Origin of the sequence: Myxococcus vastator, from assembly GCF_010894475.1 — a bacterium.
In the GTDB taxonomy this organism is placed as follows: Bacteria; Myxococcota; Myxococcia; order Myxococcales; family Myxococcaceae; genus Myxococcus; species Myxococcus vastator.
Genome location: NZ_JAAIYB010000031.1, coordinates 20402 through 35196 on the forward strand (window position 1 = coordinate 20402; position 14795 = coordinate 35196).

At 70.7% G+C, this 14795-nt stretch carries 13 protein-coding genes; 3 read left to right on the forward strand and 10 right to left on the reverse strand.

What is annotated here, in order from left to right; genetic code table 11:
- Positions 1-3: 3 nt before the first annotated feature.
- Both G4D87_RS05240 and G4D87_RS05245 read right to left on the reverse strand, forming a co-directional pair.
- Complete coding sequence (locus G4D87_RS05240; protein ID WP_163779573.1) at positions 4-1197, reverse strand: glycosyltransferase; 1194 nt, start codon at positions 1195-1197, stop codon at positions 4-6.
- Positions 1182-2489 carry an asparagine synthase-related protein gene (locus tag G4D87_RS05245; protein ID WP_163779575.1) on the reverse strand — a complete coding sequence of 436 codons (1308 nt, stop codon included), beginning with the start codon at positions 2487-2489 and terminating at the stop codon, positions 1182-1184. Before G4D87_RS05245 ends, G4D87_RS05240 begins: the two co-directional genes overlap by 16 nt.
- Positions 2490-2542: 53 nt before the next feature.
- Here G4D87_RS05245 and G4D87_RS05250 point away from each other — a divergent pair, with 53 nt between their 5' ends.
- Entirely contained in the window at positions 2543-3331 is a 789-nt protein-coding gene (locus tag G4D87_RS05250) for a radical SAM protein (protein ID WP_163779577.1), read from the forward strand.
- Positions 3332-3339: 8 nt separating this feature from the next.
- On the opposite strand, the gene G4D87_RS05255 is transcribed toward G4D87_RS05250, so the two are convergent.
- From G4D87_RS05255 to G4D87_RS05290, 8 genes are all read right to left on the reverse strand, one after another.
- Complete coding sequence (locus G4D87_RS05255; RefSeq protein ID WP_163779579.1) at positions 3340-4350, reverse strand: aldo/keto reductase; 1011 nt, start codon at positions 4348-4350, stop codon at positions 3340-3342.
- A 32-nt stretch (positions 4351-4382) separates the two neighbouring features.
- The gene (locus tag G4D87_RS05260) at positions 4383-6521 is read right to left on the reverse strand and encodes a PAS domain-containing sensor histidine kinase (protein ID WP_163779581.1); all 2139 of its coding nucleotides are present in this window, start codon (positions 6519-6521) and stop codon (positions 4383-4385) included.
- 117 nt (positions 6522-6638) lie between these two features.
- On the reverse strand, positions 6639-7958 hold the full coding sequence (locus G4D87_RS05265; protein WP_163779583.1) for a phenylacetate--CoA ligase family protein: 1320 nt from the start codon (positions 7956-7958) through the stop codon (positions 6639-6641).
- Positions 7946-8509, reverse strand: a complete 564-nt coding sequence (locus G4D87_RS05270; protein WP_205507430.1) for a hypothetical protein — start codon at positions 8507-8509, stop codon at positions 7946-7948. The genes G4D87_RS05265 and G4D87_RS05270 overlap by 13 nt, the downstream gene beginning before the upstream one ends.
- A gap of 5 nt (positions 8510-8514) precedes the next feature.
- On the reverse strand, positions 8515-10179 hold the full coding sequence (locus tag G4D87_RS05275; RefSeq protein ID WP_163779586.1) for a vWA domain-containing protein: 1665 nt from the start codon (positions 10177-10179) through the stop codon (positions 8515-8517).
- Complete coding sequence (locus G4D87_RS05280) at positions 10176-11003, reverse strand: hypothetical protein (RefSeq protein ID WP_205507431.1); 828 nt, start codon at positions 11001-11003, stop codon at positions 10176-10178. The genes G4D87_RS05275 and G4D87_RS05280 overlap by 4 nt, the downstream gene beginning before the upstream one ends.
- On the reverse strand, positions 11000-12535 hold the full coding sequence (locus tag G4D87_RS05285; RefSeq protein WP_163779590.1) for a MoxR family ATPase: 1536 nt from the start codon (positions 12533-12535) through the stop codon (positions 11000-11002). Before G4D87_RS05285 ends, G4D87_RS05280 begins: the two co-directional genes overlap by 4 nt.
- Positions 12536-12608: 73 nt before the next feature.
- Positions 12609-12977, reverse strand: coding sequence for a hypothetical protein (locus tag G4D87_RS05290; RefSeq protein ID WP_163779592.1), 369 nt, complete (start codon positions 12975-12977; stop codon positions 12609-12611).
- Positions 12978-13265: 288 nt separating this feature from the next.
- On the opposite strand from G4D87_RS05290, the gene G4D87_RS05295 reads away from it, so the two are divergent.
- Together G4D87_RS05295 and G4D87_RS05300 are read left to right on the forward strand one after the other, a co-directional pair.
- Positions 13266-14015 carry a hypothetical protein gene (locus G4D87_RS05295; protein WP_240358027.1) on the forward strand — a complete coding sequence of 250 codons (750 nt, stop codon included), beginning with the start codon at positions 13266-13268 and terminating at the stop codon, positions 14013-14015.
- 34 nt (positions 14016-14049) lie between these two features.
- Positions 14050-14748, forward strand: coding sequence for a hypothetical protein (locus G4D87_RS05300; RefSeq protein ID WP_163779594.1), 699 nt, complete (start codon positions 14050-14052; stop codon positions 14746-14748).
- The last annotated feature ends 47 nt before the right edge of the window (positions 14749-14795 follow it).

A 14795-nucleotide genomic window follows, 5' to 3' on the forward strand; every position in this document is an offset into this window, starting at 1 on the left:
CGCTCACGCCACGAGTCGGAGGATGCGTTCAGCGGCGTCCTTCGCGCCGTCCCGTGCCTGGTAGGACGCGGCGATGTCGGCCACCCGCTGTCGCAGCGCCGTGCCCGGCTCCAGCAGCTGTCGCAGCGCCTCGCGGCAGTCCTCCACGGAGAGCGAGCGCGGCGCCCGCACCAGTCCCGCGCCCGACTTCGCCAGGAAGTGCGCCTGGATGGGCTGGTCGTTGCAGACGGGCAGGAGCAGCATCGGAACGCCTTCGGTCAGCGCCTCCATGACGGAGTTGGCGCCGCCGTGAGACACGAGCACGGAGACTCGCGATAACAGTTGTCGCTGCGGTGTGTATGACACAGCGACCACGTCCCCGGGAAGGTCGTGAACAAAATCTGTATCAGCCAGCTCACCCGCGCTGAGCACCAAGGTGACGCCCAGGGGCGCGGCGGCCTCGGCAATCGTCTGAAACAAATCCGGCTGCCACGAAATCTGGCTGCCGAAGGACACGTACACCACGGGCCTGGTGCCCAGCCGCTCCCACGGGAAGTCCACCTCGTCACCGCGCGCCTCGGGAGGCCGTGAAGGTCCGACCAGGTGGGTGGCGGGAGGCAGCCCCGCATCGGAGCCCAGGAAGGCCTCGGTGGCGAAGATGACGTTGAGGTCCGGCGACAGGCACTCACAGTTGCGGAAGCGGGCCTCGAAGCCGTGGCGGGCGAACAGGGCCTGCCGCTCGTCGGCCAGCGCGCGCACGTTGCGGCGCAGGCCGTAGTCGATGGGCGGCTCCAGCAGTGACAGCGCGGAGGACACGCCCGCCCAGGGGATTTGCAAGTCATGGGCGGCCAGCACGGCGGCGTACTGCATGCCATCCAGGGCCATGACGTCCGGACGGAAGCGCTCGACGGCCTCGCGCACCGGCGCCAGCAGCGAGGGCACGGCGTCAATCAACAGGCCGCGAATCCACCGCCCCAGCGCCGCTTCATCGAGCACCAACCGCGCGAGCGCCTCGCCGCCCGTCTCGATGGCCGGCACGGGCGCCTCGACGTGAGGCAACGCCAGCACCTCCACGCCCAGCCGTTCGAGCTGTGGCGCGGGCTCGGGGATGCACAGCCAGCCCACGGGGTGGCCCATGCGGCGCAGCCACTGCGCGACGCCGGCCATGGGGTTGAGGTGGCCCTTCTCGGGGGAGGTGGCAATCAGGATTCGGGACATGGGGGATGGGCGCTGGCGTGGGCGTGGAGCATGGCGAGGGAGCACAACCGCATCAACAGCCGGTCCATGACACTCGCCTCGGGAGCGTCGGCGGCCAGACGTGCGGAGCGCTCCAGCAGGGCCCGGGTCGCGCCCGGGTCGACGACCTCCAACGGCGCCAGCCGGACCGGTGTGAGCCATTCCCGGTACAGCTCCAGCCAGCGCGCGCGGACGGGGCTGGAGAGCGCGGTGTGCGCATAACGCGGCGTCTTCCGGGCCCACCGGACCTCGTCCGGCACCAGCGTGTGCACCGCGTGCCGGAAGAGCCACTTGCCGGCCCCATGCCGCGCGAGCGCGTCCAAGGGGAGCCCCAGCGCCACGTCCGCGAAGTCCGCGTCCAGGTAGGGCGTGCACACGTTCACGCGGTGTGCGCGCGCGCTCCGGAGCTCGGGAGGCAGCACCAGCTCCCACAGCACCCAGGCCGCGTAGCGGACCTCTTCGGGGTGATCCTCGTCATGGGAGGCCAGCCCCGCGTCCCAGGGAAGGCGGAGGGCCCGCTGATCCACCCCCAAGTTGTCCACAGGCCCCGCGCGCAGCACCTCGTTCGCGAGGCGCCGGTCCTCCCTCACACGGGCCGCCGCACCCGTGAGCGCCGCCGGGTTGCCCATGAGCACCTCATCCGCGCCCGCGCCGCTCAGCAACGCGGAGGCGCCCTGCCGTCGGGCCTCCGCGTAGAAGGCATGGCTGGCCACGGCGCGGGCGTTGAGGATGGCCGTCTCCTGGCTCAGGACGGCGGGCTCGAACAGCTCCGGGAGCACGGCGTCCGGGATGGACACGTCCACCAGCTCGACGCCCGTCGTCCTCGCCACCGTCCGGGCATTCCGCCGCTCCGTGGCATCCGCGAAGTGGACATCCATGGTCCAGGCGCGCACGCGCCCGGGAGCCCGCCGCGCGGCCAGGGCGCACAACGCGGCGCTGTCCACGCCGCCGCTCAGGCTCACGTCCACCGCGCCCGCCGCCAGGTACTTGCCTACGCTGTCCGCCAGCGCGGCCACGAGCCGCTCCGCAAGCCGGTCCTCATCCTCGCGCGTCTCCGGCGTCCCCGCGCTCCGACGCACGCGAGGCAAGGCGCCAGGAACCCGGTGCACGCCCTGGAACACGCTGCTGTCGGCAGGCAGCGCATGGCGCAGGAAGGCGGCGACGGCCTCCGGTGACAGACCCGGAGGATGGAGCCGCCACACGGACGGCGCCAGACGCGCCGATGACTGATAGCGGGGCAGGGTGGCGAGCATTCCGCCGGAAGCGTGAGACACGCGGGCACTGTGACAAGCGCCAGGGGCGTCGGGCAACCTCGTATAGTCCCGCCGTGCGCTACGAGCTCCAAGACGGACGCATCCTCACCTGGTCCCTGGAGACGCATGTCGCCACGCACTGCAACCTGCGCTGCGTGCAGTGCTGCCCGCTGTCGCCGCACCTGCCTGCCTGGTCCGTGGACCCCGCTGCCCTGGGCCATGACTTGCGCCAGCTGGCCCGAGCCCTCCGGCCCAACGTCTTCAAGCTCACCGGCGGCGAGCCCTTCCTCCACCCCGACCTGCCAGCGGTGCTGGACGTCGTGCGCGCCTCGGGCATCTCCCCGCAGGTGTCCGTCACCACCAACGGCTTCCTCGCCCAGAGCGCCCCTGACGCCGTCTACGAGCGCCTGGACCGGATGACCCTGTCCGTCTACACCTCCGCGCCGCTGCCGGAGCGCTCCATCGCCCGCATCACCGAGCGCTGCGAGCAGCACGGCGTCTTCCTCACGGTGAAGCGCATCGACGCCTTCCAGCAGCTCACGCCGGAGGCGCCGCACGACTCCGAGGACGTCGTGCGAGGCATCCACGCGCGCTGCTGGCTGAAGGTCCGCTGTCACCTGGTCCACGCGGGCCGCTTCTACGCCTGCACGCGCCCGCCGCATGTGGCGACGGTGCTCGGCGGCACGTACCCGGAGCTGCCCGCGCTGGGCGAGCTCGACGGCGTGCCGCTGGGCACGCCGGACCTGGTGGGCCAGCTGCTCGGCTACCTCGAACGGGAGACGCCGCTGGCCACCTGCCGTTACTGCCTGGGCGGCGACGGCGCGTGGCAGCCGCACGCCCAGCTCCCTCGCATTCGAGGCTGAAGGTCACCTCACCGGGCGCGCGGCTGGGACGCCTTGGGGAGCGAGGACTGCATGGACGGCGGATAGCGCCCACCCGCGGCGACGCCCGGAGGCGCGACGGCGTTGATGGCGGCCACGTCCTGGTCCGTGAGCGTCACCTCCAGCGCGCCCAGGTTCTCATCCAGGTACTTGCGGCGCTTGGTGCCGGGGATGGGCACCAGGTCCTTCCCCTGGGCCAGCACCCACGCGAGCGCGAGCTGCGCCGGCGTGCAGCCCTTCTCCCGTGCCAGCCGCTCGATGTGGCCGACCAGTTCCAGGTTGCGCGTGAAGTTCTCCCCCTGGAAGCGAGGCGAGAAGCGGCGGTAGTCGTCCTGCGCCAGGTCCTCGAAGCGCTTGATTTGCCCCGTGAGGAAGCCGCGTCCCAGCGGGCTGTACGGGACGAAGCCCACGCCCAGCTCGCGGCACGCCTGGAGCACGCCGTCCTCCGGCTCACGGCTCCACAGCGAGTACTCGCTCTGGAGCGCGCTGATGGGATGCACCTTCGACGCACGGCGCAGCGTGTCCGCGTCCACCTCCGACAGGCCGAGGAAGCGCACCTTGCCCTCGCGCACCAGCTCCGCCATGGCGCCCACCGTGTCCTCGATGGGCGTCTGCGCGTCCAGCCGGTGCAGGTAGTACAGGTCGATGACGTCCACGCCCAGCCGGCGCAGGCTGGCCTCGCACGCCTGCTTCACGTACTCCGGCCGCCCGTTGATGCCGCGCTTCTGCGGGTCCGCCGGGTCGCGGACGATGCCGAACTTCGTCGCCAGCACGACGTTCGCCCGGTGCGGCTTGAGCACCCGGCCCACCAACGTCTCGTTGGCGCCCGAGCCGTACATGTCGGCGGTGTCGAAGAAGGTGATGCCCCGCTCCAGCGCGTGCAGCAGCGTGGCCTCCGACTCCGCGTCATCCCTGCCCGCGTAGAAGTCGGACATCCCCATGCAGCCCAGGCCCAGCGCCGAAACGGTGGGGCCCTGCCTTCCCAGCTTCCGAGTCTCCATGTCCCTCGCTCCTTCCTCGTGGTGACGCCCCTCTAACTGGTGCCTCCCGGCCTCGCATGACCTTCGAGTCTGGAATCGTCAATCAGGGGGGCACGGAGGGCCTGCTCCGCGCCCAGATTGCTGGGCAGCCCCACGGTGAAGGTGGAGCCCCGCCCCAGCGTGCTCTCCACGTGGACCCGGCCGCCCATGGCCTCCACCAGCGTGCGGGTGATGTACAGGCCCAGACCCAGGCCCCCGTAGTTGCGCTCCGACACGGCGCGCTCGAAGCGGCCGAAGAGGCGGGGCAGGTGCTCGGGCGCGATGCCGATGCCCTCGTCCCGCACCGTCAGCCGCGCTCCGCCGTCATGCGGCTCCAGGCGCACGTGGATGGGCTTGCCGTCGCCGTACTTCACGGCGTTGTCCACCAGGTTGGTGATGATCTGCTCCAGGCGCAGCCGGTCCCACCGGCCCACGATGTAGAAGTCGCCCGCCTCCAGCAGCAAGGAGGAGCCGGTGCGCGCCGCCTGGGGCTCATACCGGGTGACGACGTCCCGGACGAGCGACCCCAGCTCCAGCTCCTCCATCTCCAGCGAGAGCCGCCCCGCGGAGATGCGCGACACGTCGAGCAGATCGCCCACCAGCTCCGCCAGCTTCTGCACCTGCCGTGCGCCCACCACCACGTAGCGCTCCACCAGGTCGCGCGGAACCGGGCCCGGGTTGCGGGCCAGCTCGCGCGCGAGCGCCTGGAGCTTCAGGCTCAGCGGGGTGAGCGGCGTCTTCAGCTCGTGGCTGGCAATGGACATGAACTCGTCGCGCAGGCGGATGGCCTCCCGAGCCTCCGCATAGAGCCGGGCATTCTCCAGGGAGAGCGCGGCCCGGTGTGCCAGCTCCTTGGCGAACGCCAGGTCCGACGTCGAGTAATGCCGGCCGGAGTAGGAGTGGATGAAGCTGAGCACCCCCAACACCTGTCCGCGCGCAATCAAGGGCACGGAGATGAGGGAGTTGGGCCCCATCGCTTCCATCACCCGGGCGTGCGCCGCGTTGTGTGCGAGCGCGTGAATCCGCTCCCGGGTCAACCGCTCGAGGTGAACCGTCTCCGCCTTCAGCAAGGCGCCCGTGGGGGGATGCCCCGGATTGCCGCTGGGCTGCATCCCGAAGCGGAGGATGTCCTCCGCCAGCGCGTCGTCCTCGCGCCGGAAGTGCGCCGCCTCCAGCCGCCGGAACGTCCCGTCTGTCACCGCCACGTCGACGAGGCACCAGTCCGCGAAGGTGGGCACCACCAGCTTCGCCGTGTTCCGCAGCGTCGCCTCGTCGTCGAGCGACGACGCCAGCACCGCGCCCGACTCCGCGAGGAGCCAGTCACGCGCCTCGGCCTGCTGGAGCTCGTGCGTCAGGGCCTCGGCGCGCTGCCGGGCCCGGACCAGGTCCGTCACGTCGAACCCGAAGCCGACGATGCCGTCGACCTCGCCCTGCTCGTTCCGCGTGGGCTGATACACGATGTTGAGATACGTCTCCTGTGTCTCCCCGTTGGGGAGCTCGCGAGGGAACGGCACCGCGTTGCCCGCGAAAGGGACGCCGGTGCGGTAGACCTCGTCCATCAGGCTGATGAGGCCCCGTGTCTCCGCCCAGGGCACGGCCTCGCGAGCCTCCCGGCCCTCCAGCTTGTCCGTCCCCATCAGCGCGTTGTTCATCGTGTTGGAGAAGGAATAGACGTGCCGGGGGCCACGCATGAGGATGATGCCCGCGGGCGCGTCCTGGAAGAGCGTGAGGAGCCGCGCCTGTCCGGCCTCCGCCTCGCTTCGGGCCGCCCGCTCCCGCTCCAGCAGCCGCGCCCGCTCCGCGTTGGCCCTGCGCAGCATGACATTCAGCTTCGTCATCAGCAGCGAGAGCACCGCGAAGGCCGTTAGCGAGACAGCCCTTCCCGCGCCAGGCGACTCGTCGAGCAGCGGCTTCAGGAAGTAGAAGTCCACCACCACTGCCGACAGGAGCGTCGTCGCCATGGCGGGGCCCCAGCCGCCCCACCAGCCGGCCACCATCACCGCGCCGAAGAAGAACAGGAAGGGGGTGGCGGGGAGGAACGGTGCCACGCTCGCCTGGATGAGCCACGCCGCGCCAAAGGCGAGCAGCGCGACGCCATAACGTCCGGCGCGTGAAGCCCAGCGTGGGTGATGTCGTTCCGGACGTGCGTGCATGGCCAAGGGCGGGCTCCCGGCCGCTGCATACCCCCGGGGAGGGACCGCGCACTTCTCACGTAAGCATCGGAACCCACTGCATGACATCTTGCTCGCCGCCCTGCCGTGCACGGCTGCTCAACGCAGCCGGCGGAACGGCTGTGGCTTGGTGCCCGCGGCCAGCGCCGATACCTCCACGTGACACACGTCCAGGCTCGGCTGTGTCCAACCCAGGTTCCGCAAGGCGCCGGCAAGCCGCTCGCGCAGTGGCGCAACGTCCGAAGGGCTCGCGCCCGCCAGCTCCAACCGGAAGTGCGAGACGTCCACCTGTGTCAGCCGGAAGCCACGCAGCGCATGGTGCTTGAACACCCAGGCCAGCGCCCAGGCGTCCACCTCCCGGCCCGAAGGCGTGACGAAGTGGCAGGCCCCGCGTCCGCCGAAGTGCTCCAGCGTCCACCCGTGAAAGCCACAGGCGCAGGCGTCACGCCGCACGCTGCCCGCGTCGCCCGGGAGGTAGCGCAAGAGCGGCAGCACGCTGGGACGCAGCCGTGTCACCACCACCTCGTCCAGCCCGGGCTCCAGCCAGACATCCGGGGCCAGGACGTGGAAGCGGCCCGGCGCCTCGGGCCTCGGGCACTCCCAGGCCAGGGGGCCCGTCTCCGTTGTTGCATAATAGTTGAGGACAGGCGCGGGCACCGCGTTCGCCAACTCCTCGCGCAGGCCGGCGGGCAGGTGTTGCGCGGAGGTGAGCACCAACCGGGGCGTGGGCACGCCGGGCTGGGCCGCCAGCCACCGCAGGCCCTCCGGGTCGGAGAAGAGCACGGCGGGGCGCACGCGGCGCAGGCGCTGGAGCGCGTCCTCGCGCAGGACGGAGATTCGGTGCAGCGCGCCGTCGTGGAGGATGGGCAGGCGCACCGAGTACTCCAGCCCGCCCGGCAGCGCGTCCAGCAGCACCACCCGCGGATGCGGAGGCAGCGCCGCTCCCACGCGCGTCACGAGGAAGCGCAGCACGGCCCACATGTGCAGGCAGTCGCGCCGGTCCCTCACCACGTTCACCGGCGCACCGATGGACCCGGAGCTCTTCACCACCACGCACTCGTCGGCGTCCGACGGCGGCGTGGGCACCGCGTCCCAGTTCGCGGCCAGGGCCTCACGGTCCAGGAAGGGCAGGTGGCGCAGGTCGTCCAGCGTCTGGAGGTCACCCGGGTGGAGGCCCGCCGCGTGGAGCCTCCGGGCGTGGTACGGCGAGTCCCGCAGCGCGTCGCGCAGGCCGGACAACCGGGCGTCCAGGTCCGCGCGCGCCGCGTCCTCGTCGGCCAGGGAGGCGAAGCGGGTCAGGCCCTCGGCGATGGCTTCCGCCCAGGGGATGTGGGGGCGCTGCGAGGAGGTGTCCCGGCGGATGTTCGCGCGAGGCGCGACGCGCAGGTCCGCGGCCAGGACGTTCGTCACTCCCGCCACCCACGCGCCTCCGTGGCGCGCTGCTCCGCCTCGCGCAGGGCCTGCTGGCGTTTGTCCGCCTCCTTCTTCCGAGCCTCCTCCGCGCGCCGCATCTCCGCTTCCGCCTTGCGGTAGTCCAGTTGCTCGATGCGCGCGACGGAGCCCTTCGGCGACTCGCCCGTGCACTTCCCGCCCACGACGCGCACCCACTTGCGAATGAACTCCTCGCGGCGGAAGGTGTTGGAGCGAATCATCTCCGCCGTCAGCGGGGCCACGTCCTGGAAGAAGCGCTGCAGGAGCGTCGTCGCGTCGTCGTTCTGCTGCAGCACCTGCACCGTCTCCTGCCGCAACGCCGAGGACACCAGCACGTGCGCGAGCATCACCACCTGCTCTCGCCACAGCGGGGAGCGGGCCTTGTCCTCCATGGCGCCCCAGTCCGCGCGGGACGGGGGGCGGACCTTCGCGAGCCGGAAGGTGTCGCAGAGGATGGCCAGCGCCAGGTCATGCGAATACGGCGACACGATGGGGGCTGCTTCGAGCTGCGTCTGAATCTCGCGGATGTCGAAAGCCATGGGATTCAATTCTCCAGCAATGCCTGGGCGAGGTCGGCGGCGGCCTTCGCGAAGTCGGAGGGCCAGCGCACCACCACCAGCCGGAAGCGGCGCTCGCGCAGCAGCGGCGCCAGCGCCTGCCGTGCGCGGAGCTCGTCGGGAACCGCGAGGATGGCCACCACGAGGCGCGAGCGCCGGATGGACTCCAGCACCGGCGCCAGGGGCTTCTCCGCGGTGACGTTCATCAGGAAGTCGCTGTCGGAGATGATGATGCGCAGCGCGTCGGGCCGCTCGCGGGACAGCGCGTCCATCACGTCGAAGGGGAACAGCGTGCCTCCGCCGATGTAGCTCAGCAGGAAGTCGCGCGCCGTCTCCTCGTCGTACATCCATGGCGACACCCGCGGGTTGCCGTGCGAGTACACGATGCCGCGCACCGTGGCCTTCTTCCTCAGCGCGGAGGCGGACAGCACCTGGGCCGCCAGCGTCATCGCGTTGAGGCTCAGCTCCGGGTTGGGCATGGAGCCGCTGGTGTCCAGGTAGATTTCCACGGACGGCGCGCCCAGCTCGGACGGGGGCGGCAGGTCCGCCTCCAGCTCGCGGCGCAGCGGGGACACCGCGGCCAGGTGGCCCTGGGACAGCACCGTCAACGTCCAGTCGATGCTGGACGGGTCGTCGCCGTACTCCCACGCCTGGGGCGTGGTGCGCAGGTAGGGCTCCGGCTGGGACGGCGCCGTGGGGAGCTTCAAGATGTGCCGGTCCACCAGCCGCCGATAGTGCTTCGCCACCAGGGCCCGCCGCAGCGTCCCGCCCTGCTTGCCGGGCAGGTGCTCGGTGACGCGGTGGATGGAGTCCAGTTCGTCCTTCTCCTTCGCGCGGGTGCTCAGGGGCTCCAGCCAGCCCTGCTCCTCCGCTTCCTGCAGTGCGTCGTCCCAGCGGCTGCTGCCGTGGATGGCGGCATCCAGGTCGTCCACGTCCGGCACGGAGACGTCCCCGCCCAGCGGCAGGCTGAACTCCAGGTCCGCGGGCTGCTCGATGTAGCGGATGAAGGTGGCGCAGAAGTAGAGGAACTGGAGCTTGCCGTTGGGCAGCGCGTAGAAGGTCTGCGCGAACATGCGCGCCTCGGCGCGAACGCCGGGGTAGCGCTGCTCCATCGCCTCGAGCTGCGCGGCGGGCACCAGCTCCCCAGGGGGCAGGCCCCACAGCTCCTCGTAGATGGCCAGGTAGAAGAAGAACAGCGGCGACACCTCGCCGCCCTGCACGCGCTGGAAGCCCCGGTACACCGCGCACAGCGCGTCCGCGTGCGTGCGGCCCACCACCTCATTCACCTGCAAGTCGTAGAAGAGGTTGGTGAGGGACTGCTTCAGGCCGGGGACCAGCCGCTGCTCCTGCACGCGCAGCTCCGCGTCCCAGCCCAGCGTGTGCGGGAAGCGCGCGTGGTGACCGACTTCATGCGCCAGCACGGCCGTGAGGCTGCCAGTGGCCTCCATGGCCTCCAGGAGCTTGAAGTTGACGAAGACCTGGCGCTTCACCAGGTCGATGTACGCGAGCGGCTCCTGGGCGTGGCTCTCGTCGGGATGGAAGGCCACGTGCGGCTCGGGTGGGCTGAGCTGCACGCGCACGTCCCAAAGCGCCAGCGCGTCGCGCCAGCCCGTGGCCACGTCTTCGCGGGTGATGCGCGGCGGCGGACTCATGCCGGGACGAACACCAGCACGTGCTGGGAGGTGTGCAGCGTGGCCGTCACCCGCCAGTCATTGGACAGGGTGGCGAACCACGCGTCCGCGCGCGGGTCCTCCCGCAGCGCCTCGTCCAGATGGGGACTCTCCACGCGGGTCTGCTCCGGCGCCTCGCGGCAGCCCATGGCGCCCAGGCTGACGGGCGTCTGGGCCAGCCAGATGCCCTGTGTGGCCGCGTCGCGGCCCGCCACGGCCTGACGGTGCCGGTCATGCACGCACACCACGGTGGGGGACAGGAAGTGCATCGCGCCGGGGAGGAAGCGGCTGTCCTCTTTCGACAGGTCCACCCAGTGCGCCTGGGCCCGCGCGGCCAGCGGCGCGTCGGGCGGCTCCAGGGCCGCGGCGGACGTCTCCCGCAGCCGCGCCTCGATGTCCTGGAGCGACGTCAGCTCCCGGCCCACGCGCCAGAAGATGCGCTGCACCCACGGCGGCGCGGACTCCAGGTTCTCCCCCAGGTTCCACAGCTGGGCGAACACCTGCGAGCGCTCCTTCGTGGGCACGGCGGCCAGCAGGCGGGGCAGCAGGTCCGACCACGCCAGGGTGAAGAAGTTCTGCCGGCCCGCGCTCGCGGGATACAGGTAGCCCAGGCCAATGGCCTCCGCGCCCAGTTGGAGGTAGGCGCGCAGCAGCTCCTCACCCTCCGCCGCTGGCGTCCCCGCCTCGAGCAGGGACTGTCCCAGCCGCTGCGCGGCGCCGCCGGTGAGCTCACGCCACAGGGTGGAGTCCCAGCGCACGAACCGGGCGCGGGCATTGGCTTCCAACTCGTCGGTGAAGGTGCTCATGGGCGGCCGCCCGGGTTCTCCTTCAGCCACGTCGCGTAGTTCCGGTAGCGGCTGTAGAGGGACTTGAGGTGGATGACGTCCTCGTAGACGGGGCCGGACAGCTCGTGTCGCGTGAGCAGCTCCTTCATCAGCACCGTCACCCGGTTCATGCGCTTCTCGGTGGTGCGCAGGTCCACGCCGGACAGGCCCTTGTCCAGCTCCTGGCGCAGCGCCGTCACCTTGCGCCGGATGGGCTCGTGCGTGTCGTAGTGGCCCATGGCCATGTCGAACATGTTCCGCAGCCAGGCCACGCGGTCCTGGAGGAGCATGCGGTGGCCCTTCACCTCGAAGAAGGCGCTGCGCGGGTTGGGCACCAGCTTCTCGTGCAGCACCCAGGGGGCAATCTGCCGGAAGTCCTCCAGCTCCACGGCGGCGTGGCCGCGGAAGAAGGCCATGGCCTTCGCGAAGTGGAGGATGGTCTGGTACGCGCGCACGCTGACGCCGTTCTCCGTCTGCGTGCAGAGGTGGACCTTCTTGTCCAACGGGCACTGCTCGTTGCACACCGCGGCCACCGTCTGCCCGGCCAGCTTGAGCGTGTCCTTGTGCTTGAACTCGAAGCGCGGCGAGGCCATGCGGCAGAAGTCGAGCTGCCCCAGGAAGAAGGCGATGCGCTCCAGCACGTCCTTGGGCACCTCCACTTCCAGGATGGCGGCGTAGGCGCGCTCCAGCTCGCCGGGCGTGAAGACGACTTCCTGGGGCAGCAGCTCCTCGGGGGACTTGTCGGCCTCCAGTCGCTGGAGGAGCTGGTCCATGAACCCCGAGTTGAACGGCACCGCGCGCACCACCACGTCGATGCGGTCCTTCAGCGCCTCGATGACCTGGAAGGTGCCGCCGCCCTGGTCGTCGTTGGCGGTGAGGAACCAGGAGGAGCGGCCCGCGTAGACGTACTGGTCCATCATCTCCGCGTAGCCCTCCGCCATGAGGGACAGGAGCGCGGACTGCGTCTTGGTGGGGATGCGGTTGTACTCGTCGATGATTTTGACGCGCTGGCCAATCCACTTGCGCCAGCTCACCTTCACCGCCGACAAGTCCTCCGCCTTGAGCATGTCGGAGGGCAGCGGCGCGCCCAGCAGGTCCGCGATGGAGAGCTGCGGATGGCCGCGCTGGATGCCGCGGTGGACCTCGTCGCGGCCCATGCCGGACAGCAGGGCCATGAGGAGGGCGGACGTCGTCTTCCCGCGTCCCGGCCCGCCCACCAGCAGCGCGCGTCGGCAGGTGAAGAGGGTGAGCAGGGGGATGAGGACGAACGAGCTGTAGCTGGTGTCCTCGGGGAGGTGGAGCTCGTCACCCGCGGGCGTCTTGAGGGACGCGGACGCGCCGAACTCCAGGTCGTAGTAGGGACAGATGACGGCGTTGTTGGTAATCCACCAATACGCCTGCCGCATCTTGTCGTGGAGGCTGCCGCCGTCGCGCTCGGAGAGGTGGACGTTGAGCTGCTTGTCCGCCGTCGCGCGCCCGGTGAGCAGACGCGTCACCCAGTCCTGGTTGGCCATGCGCGCTGGAGCCTATCACTCGGGGTGGACAGGTGCAGGCCGGTGTCCCACGGCGGCCCGCCCGCCGACGCTCTCAGGGCCCGCGCAGCCGCGACATGAGCAGGAAGCCCACGGCGAGCACAAGCAGCACGCCCACCACGGCCCACAGGGCGACGGAGCACCCAGGGGATGACCTGGAGACGATGGGCAGCTTCTGCGTCCGGAGGTCCTCGGTAATCTGCGCGAGCAGCCCGGCGTCGTAGGGCACGGGCTCACCCTTGCGAATCTTCCGGCCCAGCTCCTCCAGCTCGCCCCCCGGCAGGTAGCGCTCCGTGAGCAGCAGGCTGCGCGCCTGGAGCTCCCGCTCGGTGCCATGGGCGGCGGGGTCCAGTCCGCAACCCGCGCAGGGGGTGAAGGCGCCCACCTTCGAGTTGCCACACCGCACACAGACAGCCAGGGTCATGCGCCTACCCTAGCGCGAATGCCCCGCGAGGAGCGGCCCGCCATGCCTCACGGGCCGCTCGGCGGGCGTCACGTCAGGGGGCCAGGTTGCTCAGGTGCTGCCGGAGGCGCGCCACGGCTGTGGTCATCGCGGCGGTGACCACTTTGTGGTCATTCCATGCGTCAGGTGACCGGTCCCGGCCGCGCGGTGGCGTGACGCGCCTGGGGGACGGCACGCGGCACAGCCGCTGCAGTGTCCTTGGCGCGTCCCATCCGGGACACCCGCAGCGCACCCCTCAGGAGACGCCCCATGGATGAACAGTCGCTCGCCTCTCGCCAGCGCTTTCCGCGTTGGATGCTGGCTGGTTGGATGGCCACCGCCGCCTTCGTTGGTTTCCGCCATGTGCCCACGGCCAACGCGTCACATTCGCATACGGGCTGGAACCAGATTCACATCGCCACCATTCATGGCAATGACGGCCCCGCGGGTGGAGGCAGCGGGCCGGGTTCGCAGGACGAAGAGTACTGCGTGATGTCGGAGACCTCAGCGCTCCCGGCGGCGACGATTGCGCCCTTCATCGAGCAGACGTTGGCGAAGCTGGACTTCAGCCTCGTCTGGGATGGCGCGGCGGACTGGCGCGTGGACCTGTGGCGCACGCAGAAGTTCTGCAACCAGTACGCGACGGCGGACCGCAACCGCATCGAGCTGGAGTTCCGCGTCCGCGAGTCCTGGGCCGCGCTGTGTGGCGGCGAGCAGTACGCCTGTGTCACGGCCGTGAACCCGGTGACGGACTCCAGCGGGCGGCACCAGCACTACATGTACATGAACGCGCACCTGAAGCGGGAGCAGATGGCCGCCATGGGAGAGCGCGCGCGCAAGTTCATCAACCACGAGACGGGGCACCTCGTGGGCCTGCGAGACCCCAGCTACCACGGGGACTGCATGCACAGCGTGATGCACAACAACCTGTACCTGAGCTACGGGTGCACCGACCCGGTGTGGCACCCGACGACGTCCGACTTCGTGTCCGTGCGCAACATCGCGAACCGCGCCAACTGAACGCCGTCATCCCTTCGACATGAGGAACTTTCCCATGAAGCGCTTCTCTCTGCGTGAGTTGGCCCATGTGGTCGCGATGTCCGGTGTCGTCCTGGCCGCGGTGCGGTGTGGCAATCCCGAGGACACCCACGCGCCCGACGATGCCTCCCAGTTCAACGTGCACAGCGCCCTGCTGACGAGCAACCGCGACGCCCTGCGCCTGTGCGTGCAGGAGTCCGCGTCCCTGCGTGGCAGCGCCGCCCGCATCACCGAGCGGCTCGGTGCCAGCCTGCGGACCGTGTCCGGCCATCCCGACTGGGAGGCGGCGCGCTTTGGTGGCAAGGCGCCTACCATCGAGCAGGGGTGTCCTGGGCCGGCGCTCGCGCTGGAGCGGCTGGAGCCCAAGGAGTCCATCATCGGTCCGGGCGTCGCGGTGAAGCCTGGCCGCTACCGCACCTTCATCCACGTGCTGGATGAGAAGACGGCGGACGTGGTGCTGGGGGAGCGGCAGGTGGACCGCGCGCCGGCGGAGTTCCTGCGCGTCGACGACCATGTGCTCGCGGAGGTCTCCACGGCGCTCGTCGTGCGTGAGTCCTACTTGGACCACCCGGAGTTCGCCGCGCGCTGGCTCACGGGCGCGGTGGGACTCCAGGCCATGGAGGCAGGCCTGCCCGGCGTCCTGGGTGACGTGTTCGACAAGCCCGTCACGGAGGGCTCGTCGCTGACGAAGCCCTCGCTCGACCCCACGCACTGAGACGTGGGGGCTCAGGCCCTGCGAGCGCGCGGCGCACGGGTGGGCCG

Excerpts from the sequence above, each read along its gene's own strand:
- G4D87_RS05240 (WP_163779573.1), bottom strand. The coding sequence starts at position 1,197 with ATGTCCCGAATCCTGATTGCCACCTCCCCCGAGAAGGGCCACCTCAAC.
- G4D87_RS05255 (WP_163779579.1), bottom strand. The coding sequence starts at position 4,350 with ATGGAGACTCGGAAGCTGGGAAGGCAGGGCCCCACCGTTTCGGCGCTG.
- G4D87_RS05260 (WP_163779581.1), bottom strand. The coding sequence starts at position 6,521 with ATGCACGCACGTCCGGAACGACATCACCCACGCTGGGCTTCACGCGCC.
- G4D87_RS05270 (WP_205507430.1), bottom strand. The coding sequence starts at position 8,509 with ATGGCTTTCGACATCCGCGAGATTCAGACGCAGCTCGAAGCAGCCCCC.
- G4D87_RS05275 (WP_163779586.1), bottom strand. The coding sequence starts at position 10,179 with ATGAGTCCGCCGCCGCGCATCACCCGCGAAGACGTGGCCACGGGCTGG.
- G4D87_RS05280 (WP_205507431.1), bottom strand. The coding sequence starts at position 11,003 with ATGAGCACCTTCACCGACGAGTTGGAAGCCAATGCCCGCGCCCGGTTC.
- G4D87_RS05285 (WP_163779590.1), bottom strand. The coding sequence starts at position 12,535 with ATGGCCAACCAGGACTGGGTGACGCGTCTGCTCACCGGGCGCGCGACG.
- G4D87_RS05290 (WP_163779592.1), bottom strand. The coding sequence starts at position 12,977 with ATGACCCTGGCTGTCTGTGTGCGGTGTGGCAACTCGAAGGTGGGCGCC.
- G4D87_RS05295 (WP_240358027.1), top strand. The coding sequence starts at position 13,266 with ATGGATGAACAGTCGCTCGCCTCTCGCCAGCGCTTTCCGCGTTGGATG.
- G4D87_RS05300 (WP_163779594.1), top strand. The coding sequence starts at position 14,050 with ATGAAGCGCTTCTCTCTGCGTGAGTTGGCCCATGTGGTCGCGATGTCC.